The sequence below is a fragment of the Pontixanthobacter rizhaonensis genome (genome assembly GCF_012972675.1).
GTDB lineage: Bacteria > Pseudomonadota > Alphaproteobacteria > Sphingomonadales > Sphingomonadaceae > Pontixanthobacter > Pontixanthobacter rizhaonensis.
In genome coordinates, this window is sequence record NZ_JABCRE010000003.1 from 1,039,610 (window position 1) to 1,051,682 (window position 12,073).

At 56.3% G+C, this 12,073-nt stretch carries 10 protein-coding genes and 1 pseudogene; 7 read left to right on the forward strand and 4 right to left on the reverse strand.

The genetic code is table 11. From position 1 onward, the window contains the following. Window positions 1-34: 34 nt before the first annotated feature. Window positions 35-2,221: a catalase/peroxidase HPI gene (katG, locus tag HKD42_RS12755; protein WP_170013923.1), complete on the reverse strand. Its 2,187-nt coding sequence runs from the start codon at window positions 2,219-2,221 to the stop codon at window positions 35-37. A 190-nt stretch (window positions 2,222-2,411) separates the two neighbouring features. Here katG and HKD42_RS12760 point away from each other — a divergent pair, with 190 nt between their 5' ends. From HKD42_RS12760 to HKD42_RS12780, 5 genes are all read left to right on the forward strand, one after another. Then, window positions 2,412-3,422 carry an NAD(P)H-dependent flavin oxidoreductase gene (locus HKD42_RS12760; protein WP_170013925.1) on the forward strand — a complete coding sequence of 337 codons (1,011 nt, stop codon included), beginning with the start codon at window positions 2,412-2,414 and terminating at the stop codon, window positions 3,420-3,422. A gap of 3 nt (window positions 3,423-3,425) precedes the next feature. Continuing rightward, the gene (gene purU / locus HKD42_RS12765; protein ID WP_170013927.1) at window positions 3,426-4,280 is read left to right on the forward strand and encodes a formyltetrahydrofolate deformylase; all 855 of its coding nucleotides are present in this window, start codon (window positions 3,426-3,428) and stop codon (window positions 4,278-4,280) included. Window positions 4,281-4,342: 62 nt separating this feature from the next. Next, window positions 4,343-5,713 carry an acyltransferase family protein gene (locus HKD42_RS12770; RefSeq protein ID WP_170013929.1) on the forward strand — a complete coding sequence of 457 codons (1,371 nt, stop codon included), beginning with the start codon at window positions 4,343-4,345 and terminating at the stop codon, window positions 5,711-5,713. Between the two features lie 12 nt (window positions 5,714-5,725). Then, the gene (locus tag HKD42_RS12775; RefSeq protein ID WP_170013931.1) at window positions 5,726-6,511 is read left to right on the forward strand and encodes an SDR family NAD(P)-dependent oxidoreductase; all 786 of its coding nucleotides are present in this window, start codon (window positions 5,726-5,728) and stop codon (window positions 6,509-6,511) included. Window positions 6,512-6,572: 61 nt separating this feature from the next. Beyond that, a complete protein-coding gene (locus tag HKD42_RS12780) occupies window positions 6,573-6,968 on the forward strand; it encodes a RidA family protein (protein WP_170013933.1) in 396 nt (131 codons plus the stop codon). Window positions 6,969-6,979: 11 nt separating this feature from the next. Here the strand turns inward: HKD42_RS12780 and HKD42_RS12785 are convergent, their stop codons facing one another. Further along, window positions 6,980-7,777 (reverse strand): LytTR family DNA-binding domain-containing protein, encoded by a 798-nt coding sequence (locus HKD42_RS12785; protein WP_170013935.1) that lies wholly within the window; start codon window positions 7,775-7,777, stop codon window positions 6,980-6,982. A 157-nt stretch (window positions 7,778-7,934) separates the two neighbouring features. Here HKD42_RS12785 and HKD42_RS12790 point away from each other — a divergent pair, with 157 nt between their 5' ends. Further along, entirely contained in the window at window positions 7,935-8,483 is a 549-nt protein-coding gene (locus HKD42_RS12790; RefSeq protein WP_170013937.1) for a DUF2306 domain-containing protein, read from the forward strand. Between the two features lie 72 nt (window positions 8,484-8,555). On the opposite strand, the gene HKD42_RS12795 is transcribed toward HKD42_RS12790, so the two are convergent. Continuing rightward, complete coding sequence (locus HKD42_RS12795) at window positions 8,556-9,980, reverse strand: aldehyde dehydrogenase family protein (RefSeq protein WP_170013939.1); 1,425 nt, start codon at window positions 9,978-9,980, stop codon at window positions 8,556-8,558. 95 nt (window positions 9,981-10,075) lie between these two features. Then, window positions 10,076-11,575: a helicase HerA domain-containing protein gene (locus tag HKD42_RS12800; RefSeq protein WP_170013941.1), complete on the reverse strand. Its 1,500-nt coding sequence runs from the start codon at window positions 11,573-11,575 to the stop codon at window positions 10,076-10,078. Window positions 11,576-11,713: 138 nt separating this feature from the next. Between HKD42_RS12800 and HKD42_RS12805 the strand changes: the two are divergent. Beyond that, window positions 11,714-12,073: pseudogene (locus HKD42_RS12805) on the forward strand (hypothetical protein); the annotation flags it as partial.

Here is a 12,073-nt window from a genome sequence, read left to right on the forward strand (position 1 = left end):
TCTCGCGACCCTTTAGGGTTCTATTTGCGGATGCTTATCCCAGATCGAACCGGTCGGCATCCATCACTTTGGTCCATGCGGATACGAAGGTGTCGAGGAACAGCTGCTCATTGCCGCTTTCCGCGAACACTTCGGCTTGTGCGCGAAGCTGTGAGTTGGAACCGAACACCAGATCGGTGCGGGTTGCACGGTACTTTTCTGTACCGCTTGCCCTGTCACGGCCAACAAATTCTTCATCGCCGCTTCCGTCCACGACTTCCCATTTTGTGCCCATGTCAAGCAGGTTGACGAAGAAGTCATTGGTGAGCTGGCCAGCGCGGTCTGTCAGAACACCGTGGCCAGTATTACCCGCCACTGCGCCCAGCGCCCGCATGCCGCCAACCAAGGCAGTCATTTCCGGCATCGAAAGGCCCAGCAGATGCGCTTTGTCGACCAGCAATTCTTCGGTCTTCACGCTGGCTTTCGTTTTCAGATAATTGCGGAAACCATCGGCAAACGGCTCCATCGGTTCGAAGCTTTCTGCATCGGTATGCTCGTCAGTCGCGTCGCCGCGGCCTGTGGTCACATTAATCGAAACGCTGCTGCCCGCATCGCTGGCGGCTTTTTCGATTGCTGCGGCACCGGCCAGCACAATCGCATCGGCCATCGACAGATCACCGCGGATGCCGTCCAGAGTGCTGAGCACTTTGCCCAGTTCTTCCGGATCGTTTGCGGCCCAACCATTTTGCGGGGCAAGGCGTACGCGGGCACCATTGGCACCGCCGCGGTGGTCTGAATTGCGATAAGTTGATGCAGATGCCCAAGCGGCTTTCACCAGTTCGGCCACGCTCAAACCGCTATCCAGAGCTTTGGCTTTGAAATCTGAAACCGCGCTATCTGATGGCGTGCTGCCTTCAGGAACCGGATCCATCCAGATCAGTGTTTCTTCGGGAACTTCCGGACCCTGATACCGGACTTTCGGCCCCATATCGCGGTGGCACAGTTTGAACCATGCACGGGCAAAAGCATCATCCAGTGCCGCTTGATCGTTGCGGAAGCGTTCGGATATCTTGCGATATTCCGGATCCATCTTCAGCGCCATATCGGCAGTGGTCATCATGGTCGGAACCTTCTTGGAAGGATCGCGGGCGTCTGGCGCCATGTCCTCTTCCTTCTGGTCAATCGGCTGCCATTGCTGCGCACCGGCTGGCGAGTGAACCAGCTCGTATTCGTAATCCATCAGCAAACGGAAATAATTGCCGTTCCATGTTGTCGGCGTGTTGCTCCACGAACCTTCAATGCCCGAGGTTGTGATGTGACCTTTTTCGATCTCTTCGGCATCAGTCAGCCAGCCAAACCCTTGCAAGGCAAGAGCTTCGGATTCCGGCGAACCGCCAAAGCTATCCGCCGGTTTCGCGCCATGCGCTTTACCGAATGCGTGGCCGCCAGCGGTCAGAGCAACAGTTTCTTCGTCATTCATCGCCATACGCGCGAATGTTTCGCGCATGTCGCGGGCTGACAGAAGCGGATCGGGATTGCCGCCTGGCCCTTCCGGGTTGACGTAAATCAGACCCATCTGGATCGCCGCAAGCGGGCCTTCCAGTTCCAGACCGGATTCAGGATTGATGCGGGTTTCCGCGCCAGTATCGACCCACAGTTCCTCTGTGCCCCAATAGACAGTTTCCGGCTCAAACACGTCTTTGCGTCCGCCGCCGAAACCAAAGACTGGTCCGCCCATGCTTTCAATCGCGACATTACCGGCGAGGATGAACAGATCGGCCCAGCTGATGTGTTTGCCGTATTTCTGCTTTACCGGCCACAACAGGCGGCGCGCCTTATCGAGGTTGCCATTATCCGGCCAGCTGTTGAGCGGGGCAAACCGTTGTTGGCCGCTGCTCGAACCGCCGCGGCCATCGCCGGTGCGGTATGTGCCGGCTGCGTGCCATGCCATACGAATAAAGAATGGGCCGTAATGGCCGTAATCGGCCGGCCACCAAGGCTGGTCGTCTGTCATCAACGCGGTCAGATCTGCTTTCAGGGCAGTGTAGTCGATGGCGTTGAAGGCTTCAGCGTAATCGAAATCATCGCCTTGCGGATCGACCGAACCACCATTCTGGCGGAGAATGTCAACTTGGACAGCATCAGGCCACCAGTCTTTATTGGTCCGACCGTGAAGGGGGCGAACATCGCCGCTTGCCGCGCTGAACGGGCAACCGGATACTTGTGGATCTGCTTCTGCCATTGGGAACTCCTGTTAAATTTGCCTCACTGTACTAACCCGCCATAGCGCGATTCTTTCCATTTAGCGAAACGATTAATGGCATCAGTATGATCGACTAAGGCGATTTTAGAATATTTGACCGCCCTTTACGGGTTCTTGCCGATGTCCGGCAGTGGCTTTAAAGCACAAATCAATATCGAACGGAGCCAGTATGAGCCAATTTTCCAAGACAACCGAATTGATGCGACGGGGGACCGATTTCCTCGGGACCGACTATGCCATTTTGTGTGGTGCAATGAGCTGGGTGTCTGAACGCAATCTGGTGTCTGCGATCAGCAATGCCGGTGGGTTCGGTGTGATCGCTTGCGGGGCAATGACGCCCGATTTGCTCGATACAGAAATCGCAGCGACTAAGGCCCTGACGGATAAACCGTTTGGTGTGAACCTTATTACAATGCATCCGCAATTGCTCGATCTGATTGCCGTCTGCGCGAAACATGGCGTTACTCATGTTGTCTTGGCCGGCGGTATTCCACCCAAAGGTAGTGTGGAGGCCATCAAGGAATTTGGCGCCAAAGTTATCGTCTTTGCACCGACACTTGCGTTGGCGAAGAAACTGTTGCGCAGTGGCGGCGATGCGCTTGTGATCGAGGGCATGGAAGCCGGCGGTCATATCGGTCCGGTTTCGACCAGTGTTTTGGCGCAAGAGTTTCTGCCAGCGTTGGCAGAAGATCATTTGGTATTTGTTGCCGGTGGTATTGGCCGCGGGGAAGCTATCGCTAGCTATTTGGAAATGGGCGCAGTTGGGGTTCAGCTCGGTACCCGTTTTGCTTGCGCGACAGAGAGTATCGCCCATGAGAATTTCAAGAAAGCATTCTTCCGTGCCAATGCGCGCGATGCGATTACCAGTGTCCAAGTTGATCCGCGCTTGCCAGTGATCCCTGTTCGCGCACTTAAAAACAAAGGGTCCGAAGAGTTTACCGCCAAACAGATCGAAGTCGCCAAAATGCTCGACGCGGGCGAGATTGAAATGGGCGAAGCGCAATTGCAAATCGAACACTTCTGGGCAGGCGCGCTGCGCCGTGCAGTTGTCGACGGGGATGTCGAAAGCGGTTCAATCATGGCGGGTCAATCGGTAGGTATGTTGAAGACTGAAGAACCAGTGGCGGATATTATGCAGGAACTGATGATGCAGAGTGAAGAGGCGTTGGGAGGGCGTTGAGCGATGTCTGACCCACTCGTTCTCACGCTAAGCTGCACAGATCGCCCCGGCATTACCGCGCGGGTTACGAATTTCCTGTTCGAGCGTGGCGGAAATGTTCTTGAAGCACAGCAATTCAATGATCGGGACAGCGATGCTTTCTTCATGCGGGTCGAATTTGACCCTGCCGGAGTGAGCAGGAGCGTTCTGCGTTCTGAATTCGATCCTATTGCTGGCCAGTTCGGGATGAATTGGAAGCTTGCGCTGCGTGATCGCCCGCGCCGTGTTGTGATCATGGTCAGTAAGTTTGACCACTGCCTGGCGAGCTTGCTTTACCGGTGGCGGATCGGGGAACTGGCGATGGATCCGGTCGCGATTATTTCTAACCATCCCGCCGATGCGATCAGCCATACAGATTTGAGTGATTTGCCATTTTACCACCTGCCGATCACGCGAGAGACTAAAGCTGCGCAAGAAGCCCGGGTGCGAGAAATTGCGGACGAGAAAGGCGCCGAACTCGTCGTGCTGGCACGCTATATGCAAATTCTGTCAGACGAGCAGGCAGCCGATTTTTCTGGTCGCTGTATCAATATCCACCACAGTTTCTTGCCCGGTTTCAAAGGCGCCAAACCCTATCATCAGGCCCATGCACGCGGCGTGAAAATGATTGGTGCAACCGCGCATTATGTGACCACTGATCTGGATGAGGGGCCGATTATTCATCAATCAGTGGAAGCAATAACCCATGCTGACAGCCCCGATGATCTGGTCCGCAAAGGTCGCGACATCGAAAGCCGCGTATTAGCAGAAGCCGTTCGTTTGCATTTGGAAGAACGGGTGCTTTTGAACGGCGCGCGAACTGTTGTGTTCGGCGGTTAGAACGCGGATTCATTGAAAAGTAACAGGAACAGTCCCACTTCTGGCTTTAAGAGGAGTGGTGAATGACGGATACCAAACCGGCCAAAAAAGGGATTTGGGGCCGTGCGCGTGCGATGGCCGAGATGGCCCCGCCGGAGCGCAACCGCTACGTCGATTTTTTGCGGGCCTTATCAATATTGGCCGTGGTGGTCGGGCACTGGTTGGTCGCTGCGCCGTATATTGATGAGAGCGGCGCAGTGGTTGGCGGAAACTTGCTCGGCATCATTCCATGGACGCAAGGGCTGACCTGGGTCTTTCAAGTAATGCCGCTGTTCTTTCTGGTGGGCGGTTTTTCCAATGGCGTCAGCTGGTCCGCCAATACCCGTAATAATGGCACCTATTCGCATTGGTTCTCCAGCCGGTTCAGGCGGCTGATCTATCCGGTGCTGCCATTATTCGCGATCTGGACTGGTATCGCGATGTTTGGGACCGTTATGGGTATCGAACGGGGCATTGTCGCTATGGCGGCACAGCTTGCACTGATCCCGGTGTGGTTTCTGTCTGTCTATATAATGGTCACGGCCGTGGTACCGCTCAGTCACGCCGCGTGGAAGCGGTGGGGCATGGGGTCATTCTTCGCGCTGGTCCTCGGCGCGGTTGCGGTTGATCTGCTGACCTATCAATTCGGTGTCGCTTATCTGAAATATACCAACTTCGCTTTTGTCTGGCTGGCCGTGCATCAGCTCGGTTATGCTTGGGGCGAGGGGCACTTCGCCAAACCAGCCAAGGCGCTTGCGTGGGGTGCCTCCGGGCTGATTGCCTTGCTCGGGCTGGTATTTATCGGCCCATATCCTGTGGCGATGATTGGCGTACCCGGGAATGACATCACCAATTCGATGCCGCCCACGATTGCGCTGTTGGCGCTAGGGATTATGCAAACCGGCTTTGCTTTGGCGTTAGAGCCGCAGGCGCGCAAGATGCTCGACAATATCCGGATCTGGACCAGCGTGGTGCTGATTAACGGCATGATTATGAGCGTCTATCTGTGGCATCTCACCGCCTTTGTGCTGGTTCTGGTTGCGGCATGGATGCTGGGCGGAGTGGGCCTGGGCGTGGAGCCAGGCACAGCGATGTGGTGGTTGGCGCGGCCAGTGTGGTTCGTGCTCTACATCGCGCTCACACTGCCGTTGGTCATGCTGTTTGCACGCTATGAACAAGCAGGCGAAAACCCGAAGGGTATGGGTAAGGGCGATGTACCGCGCTGGCGCTTGTTCCTGGGCCTGATCCTCGCCTGTATCGGCCTCGCGTCAACCGCTGTCCTCAGTATTGCAACGCCGGAAGGCGTGCTGGGTGTGCGGTTCTGGATAGTAGTGCTACCATTTATTGGCGGCGCATTGGTGCGATTTGGCAAACTGTATGATTGGACAGCCAAACGCCCTAAAGACACCGCCTGAACGGAGAGCATAATGAGCGATTACCCACTACCCAATATAGCGCATGACCTAACCGGACGTGTCGCATTGGTGACCGGGGCTTCATCCGGTTTGGGGGAGCGGTTTGCCCGCGTTCTGGCGAGCCAGGGCGCGGCGGTTGCGCTTTGCGCGCGGCGGGTGGACCGGCTGGAGGCTTTGGCCAAAGAGATTACCGACGCAGGCGGTAAAGCCGCTGCGATCCCAATGGATGCGCTGGACGCAGATGCTCTGGTTGCCGCTGTTGATGCTGCAGAGGCCGCGCTCGGTACTGTCGATATCTTGGTCAACAATGCGGGAATGCCCGATGCAATGCGCGCGCACAAAATGCCGGTGGAGCTGGTTGATCAGGTGCTGGGAGTAAATCTACGCGCGCCGTGGTTGCTCGCGACGGAAGTCGCGCGGCGGCTGATTGATGCGAAGAAACCGGGCAATATCGTCAATATCAGCTCGACCGCGCATTTCCGCTATGATGGCGGCGGTGCGGCACTCTATGCGGTTACCAAGACGGCTATCGCCCGTATGACAGAGGCACTGAGTGTTGAGTGGGCCTATGCCAATATCAACGTCAATGCGATTGCACCGGGAATGTTCGTGAGCGAAATGACGGACGGAATGTTTGCCCGCATCGGTGATCCGAGCGATCATGTCGCGCGTAAACGTGTGCCGGTGGCGGCGCAGCTCGATTCAACCCTGCTCTATCTGGTGGGCTCCGCGAGCGAATGTGTGACTGGCGCGATTCTCAAAGTCGATGACGGGCAAAGCGCCAAAATGGTGATGTAGTAACCGGCTGGCGTTTTGGTGATGCTGCGGGTAGCTTTCCGTATAAAGGGGGAGTGACCTGATGAAAAAGACCAATTTTAATCCCACATCGTGGTTGCAGGGTTTTGGCCTCAACCATGCGATCGAAGTTTCGGGCAATACGCGGACGCTGTACCTATCGGGCCAGACGGCTTCGGGTCCCGATGGCTCTCCGTTGCATCCCGGCGATATTGTCGCGCAATATAAAACGGCTTGGCAATGCGTGAAAGATGCATTGGCTGCTGCGGATATGACACCCGCCAATCTGGTGCGGATGAATTTCTACACCACCGATGTCGATGCCTTTATGGCTGCGGCGGAAGAAATTATGCCGATCCATGTTGGTGAGGGCGCGGAAATAGTCGCGACTTTGCTGGGCGTGTCACGTCTGTATGATCCGGCCACTATGATCGAGCTAGAAGCGACTGCGGTCGGCTAACGCTCGCGCCGTTAATCGAGCAAACCCGCTGCACGGACTTTTGCGACATTATTGCGTGAGACGGGGGCACTTATACCGCAGGGCAGCGTCAGATAGATATTGCGCCCGTTGCGGGTGTGGCCCGTGATGGCGCACGTCGCGACCCACCAGCTGCGATGGGTTTGCAGGCCCGTATCGTCGCCCATCAGTGCTATCGCGTCGGACAGCTTCATGAGCAGCATTTCGCTATGTTCGGCTGCGTTTTCGCGGACGGAATGAACGCGGACATAGTGGTCTTCTACCGAGAGCGCGATGATCGGGCCAAATCCGGCGGGCAGTTTCTGATGCAAGGCTGTGTTTGCAAGTCCTGTTGGTTCGGTGCGTTCGCGAGATGTGTTGAGCCGTGCGTTTTCCTTCTCCGCAGCGTGATTGGCGGCCCGGTCGTAAATAAGCCAGAATATTACAAAGAATGCCAAGCCTAATCCGAGTATCTGCACATAGGCCCAGCTTGATATTCCCGCCAGATCGGTTCCTGCTGCCGGGCCGCCAAACGCGCTCTGTGCGATCAAGATTAGGCCGCCCAACAGAGGTATGGCGAGTAGGTAGGAGAACACGTCTGATATGCCCAATAGCTTGGTGATTTCAGACATCGCGACAACGATCAATCTAAACACTACCCAAGCCGCAAGCAGTCCCCCGATCCAATACGAGAAACGAACGCCAAGCGGCATTGTATCTGTACCGAACGGTCCGACTAGAGCCAGCACCAAGCCAGCGAGAGCGATCACGCCTATTTCGGCAATGTAATTGGTAAGCGGGCGTGTTTTCATATGTATTCAGTAGTCTGCGGTTTCGTGAATGGGCGAATGGGATGAAGTAAGCTCCACTCACGCATCAGCGGTGTCATTCGCGTAGTTTGGGTTGAGCAAGCCGTCATTCCTCTCATCATGCAATTGAACTGAGTCCATTGCCAAGAGAGAACTGAACATGGCTGACGAAAAAGAACAGCCCAGTAGGGCAAAACCCTCTAGCTGGGGCTATGTGCTGGCCAGCGTCGCGATCACTGCAGTTATAACCGCTATTTTGTCGGTATTGTCTGCAACAACCGGTGGGTTTGCAGCGTACTCACAAGCCAGCGGAGAGAGCGCTGCCACCGTTTCTTTGACAGTGCCGATTGCTATTCATCTATCAACCGTTTTGCCATGTTTGGTAATCGGCGGTGTGCTATTGGTCCGGAAAAAAGGCGATTTGCTGCACAAGTGGTTGGGCAGAATATATGCCGTCCTCATGGTTATCACGGCGATTGCGAGTTTTTGGATCGGCCGTCCTGGCACTGGGATTGCTGGGTCGGGATATAGCTTCATCCATTTTTTCTCGGTGCTGACTTTGGTGAGCATCCCGTGGGCTGTGTACGCGGCACGCACGGGTAGAATCGCCAGCCACCAGGGGACCATGCGGGGGCTATATATCGGCCTGATAGTGGCTGGATTGTTCACGCTGATACCAGGCCGTTTTCTGGGCAATCTGCTATTCTAACCACCACCAGATACACGAAAGGCGGCACCCGTGTGGGGCGCCGCCTTTCTATCAAAGCAGATGGCCTGCGACTTAAACCGCCGCGTCTTTTTTTACTGTGATCACTTGCGGGTAAGTAAACTCCAGCAAGCCTTCGGTGCCATATTCCGCGCCGAAGCCCGATTGTTTGTGGCCGCCAAACGGGGCGAACGGGGACAGGTGCATGTATTCATTGATCCAGACAGTGCCCGTTTCCAGCTGTTCTGCGATGGCCACGCCTTTATCGGTATCTTTGGTCCACACGGCACCGGCAAGTCCATATTCGGAATTATTGGCACGCTCGATCACTTCATCATCGGTGCTGAATTTCATCAACGGCATGACAGGGCCAAACTGTTCTTCGGCCACAATCCTTGCATCTTCTGGCGGATTGTCAAGAATGGTCAGTGGTACGAAATAGCCTGTGCCCGAGGGGTCAACATCGCCGCCGCTCAGGAATTTATAGCCGTTATCTTTCGCATCCTGGATCAGCTCGCATACACGCTCGAACTGTTTTTTGTTCTGGATCGGGCCGACACCGGTGCCCTGCTGCGAACCGTCACCAACAGTCACACCTTTGGCGACTTCAGCGATAGCGGCGGATAGTTCATCATAAATGTCTTCATGGATGTAGACGCGCTTGGCCGCGATGCAGACTTGGCCTGCATTGCTGAAGCTGGACCAGAACAATTGCTCGGCGACTTTTTCGACATTGGCATCGGGCAGAACGATGGAAGCATCATTGCCGCCCAGTTCCAAAGTGATGCGCTTCAAATCTTTCGATGCGCCTTCCATAATCTTTTTACCGGTCGCGGTGGATCCGGTGAAGGTGATCTTATCGATCCCTTCATGCTCGGTAATCAATGGGCCGAGTGTGTCTTCACCAGTGATGATGTTGACCACGCCAGCAGGGACGATGTCCTTAATCAGTTCGGCAATGCGCAATGTCGCCAGCGGCGTGAAAGGTGACGGCTTGAGCACGATGGTGCAACCGCTCAGCATAGCTGGCGCGATTTTCTGCATCGCCATCATCACCGGGAAATTCCACGGCACAATACCGCCGACAACGCCCACGGGCACGCGGCGGGTACGGGACAGGCGCGTGTCGCTATCTTCGTTGACTTCATCTTCCAGGCTGAGCGTTGATTGCGCGGCCACCATGCCCGCTGCGCCGTAAATCTCGCCCTTGGCCTGATCGTGCGGCTTGCCTTGCTCGCTGGTCAGCAGGCGGAACAATTCATCCGCATTTTCCTTGATCGCGCCGGACATCGCTTGGATCACTTTGCGGCGATCATCAATCGGGGTCTTGGACCATGTTTTGAACGCTTTGCGTGCGGCGGCAACGGCGCGGTCCAGTTCCTCTGCCCCGCAAGACGGAACAAGGCCGATGGCTTTTTCCGTGGCTGGGTTGAGAACCTCCATCGTCGCTGATGTGCTTACCATCTCGCCGTCAATAAGGTTGTGATATGTCGTGGTCATCGTTCTCTCCGATTATGTCTACCTGTGTATTGTTACTCAATGCATCAGGACGCGATTCGTTGCAGGGCGAAACCTAACACGCGCGCGGCAAAATACTAAACCGTTTGTACTTCGGCGTTCGGTTCGATGTTCGGTTCGATGTTCGGGTCGATTCCGGGAACCAGCAGGCTGCGGCCGCCGCCATATTCCTCGCGGATGACAATCAGGCCCAGCGTTTCGATATGGTCAAGCAAGCGGCGGATACGGCCGGGGGAACTGGTTCCATAAGCGGCGGCCAATTCATCAGTATCGGGCGCATCCTTGCCTTCAAAGGCGGACCGGATAATGACCAGATAGGGCGCCAGAATATCGCTATCGACATGCGCTGCCATTTGCTGGGCGGTGTGCTGCTGCGCGTCATCCAGCCGGTCTATACCGGCCAGAGCAAAGGCAAATTCACGCCGGAATTGCTCCATATCCATTCCCACTGCATGGGCGCCTGCTGCGCGGCATTTGGTGAGGAAGGATTGAAATAGATTAGAGGCAGATTGATAGGTGCTGGATGGATCAGCGGCGAGGGCGCGTAAAGCGCTGCGCGCGATGTCTTGCTGGCTTGGGCCATCATTGCCGGGCCCGTCACTGTCTGCTGGCTTGGCCTCAGCTGGTGCCGGGGAAGTGTCCAAAATATCGAGATTGCGGGAGAGGTCTTCCGGCGGCGGAGCGGGAACCGGCCGGTCGACTGGCGGTGGTGCAGCTTCTATTTCCAGTTCCGCATGAAGCAGCGCTTCCATTTCGGCGGGTTTTGCATCGGGCAGCGGCATCAATCCGCTCGCATTGCGTTTGGTGCCAGTGCGGGTCGGGCCGATATGGATCGAGAGCGGGCGGCGCGTAATGGCGGGGCCGAGCCCCAAAAAACTGCCCCGGTCCAGATCGCGAATTTGCTCTGCCTGCCGCCGTTCCATTCCCAGCAAATCCGCCGCACGGATCATATCAATATCAAGGAAGGTTCGCCCCATCAGGAAGTTGGAAGCTTCCGCCGCAACATTCTTGGCGAGCTTCGCCAGACGCTGCGTTGCGACGATCCCTGCCAGCCCGCGCTTGCGCCCGCGGCACATCAGATTGGTCATGGCATTCATCGACAGGCGGCGCGTGTCTTCGCTGATCTCGCCAGAAACGGCGGGGGCAAACATCTGCGCCTCGTCCACTACCACCAGCGCAGGATACCAATGCTCGCGCGGAGCATCGAACATCGCGCCGATAAATTGCGCGGCACAGCGGATTTGCTGTTCGACATCGAGCCCTTCGAGAGCCAGCACAACCGATGCGCGGTGTTCCCGCACCCGCCGCGCCAAGGCTTCAATCTCCGCCACAGAATGCGCTGCGCCGTCAATTACGATGTGCGAAAATACATCGGCCAAAGACGTAAAATCGCCTTCGGGATCAATCACCACTTGCTGCACCATATCGGCGCTTTCTTCCAGCAAGCGGCGCAAAAGGTGCGATTTGCCGGACCCGCTATTGCCCTGAACCAGCAGCCGAGTGGCGAGCAGCTCCTCCATATCAATGGTACAGGGCTGCCCGCTGCGGTCTTTGCCTATGATGATTCCGGTGTTCACGTGAGATGCGTAGCGGGGCGGATGCGAGTCGCGAAGATGCGGGCAGGGGATGTCCCCATATTGGGGTGCTTAATCAATAATTTGCCCAATTACGTGTAGCGTTCATAGTGAAAGCAGGCAGCGTTGCAGGTGGCGAGTATGAACAGACGGAATTTTCTTTCAAGGGTTGCGCTGGGCGCTGCCTTTGTCCTTTCAGGCTGCGGACTAGGCCCCGATCCCACCCCCGATTACCGGTACCGGCTGACGGTGGAGGTGGAGACGCCGGAGGGTCTGAAGAGCGGCTCCAGCGTGATCGAAGTGCAGACCAATATTGCGGGCGAGTATTCTATTCCGACACCAGGCCGCGTCAGCCAGCGGCTACGCGGAGAGGCTGTTACCGTTGATCTGGATGATGGGCAGGTGTTGTTTGCCCTGCTGCGGTCCGATAGCGAAGCGGACTGGGCTAAGCAGGTTATGTTCCTGCTGACCCCGTCTGTCCGATCGAGCGATGGCAAGAAT

What these genes read in the sequence shown, in the direction of transcription:
- katG (WP_170013923.1), bottom strand. Translation starts at nt 2,221, where the DNA reads ATGGCAGAAGCAGATCCACAAGTATCCGGTTGCCCGTTCAGCGCGGCA.
- HKD42_RS12760 (WP_170013925.1), top strand. Translation starts at nt 2,412, where the DNA reads ATGAGCCAATTTTCCAAGACAACCGAATTGATGCGACGGGGGACCGAT.
- purU (WP_170013927.1), top strand. Translation starts at nt 3,426, where the DNA reads ATGTCTGACCCACTCGTTCTCACGCTAAGCTGCACAGATCGCCCCGGC.
- HKD42_RS12770 (WP_170013929.1), top strand. Translation starts at nt 4,343, where the DNA reads ATGACGGATACCAAACCGGCCAAAAAAGGGATTTGGGGCCGTGCGCGT.
- HKD42_RS12775 (WP_170013931.1), top strand. Translation starts at nt 5,726, where the DNA reads ATGAGCGATTACCCACTACCCAATATAGCGCATGACCTAACCGGACGT.
- HKD42_RS12780 (WP_170013933.1), top strand. Translation starts at nt 6,573, where the DNA reads ATGAAAAAGACCAATTTTAATCCCACATCGTGGTTGCAGGGTTTTGGC.
- HKD42_RS12785 (WP_170013935.1), bottom strand. Translation starts at nt 7,777, where the DNA reads ATGAAAACACGCCCGCTTACCAATTACATTGCCGAAATAGGCGTGATC.
- HKD42_RS12790 (WP_170013937.1), top strand. Translation starts at nt 7,935, where the DNA reads ATGGCTGACGAAAAAGAACAGCCCAGTAGGGCAAAACCCTCTAGCTGG.
- HKD42_RS12795 (WP_170013939.1), bottom strand. Translation starts at nt 9,980, where the DNA reads ATGACCACGACATATCACAACCTTATTGACGGCGAGATGGTAAGCACA.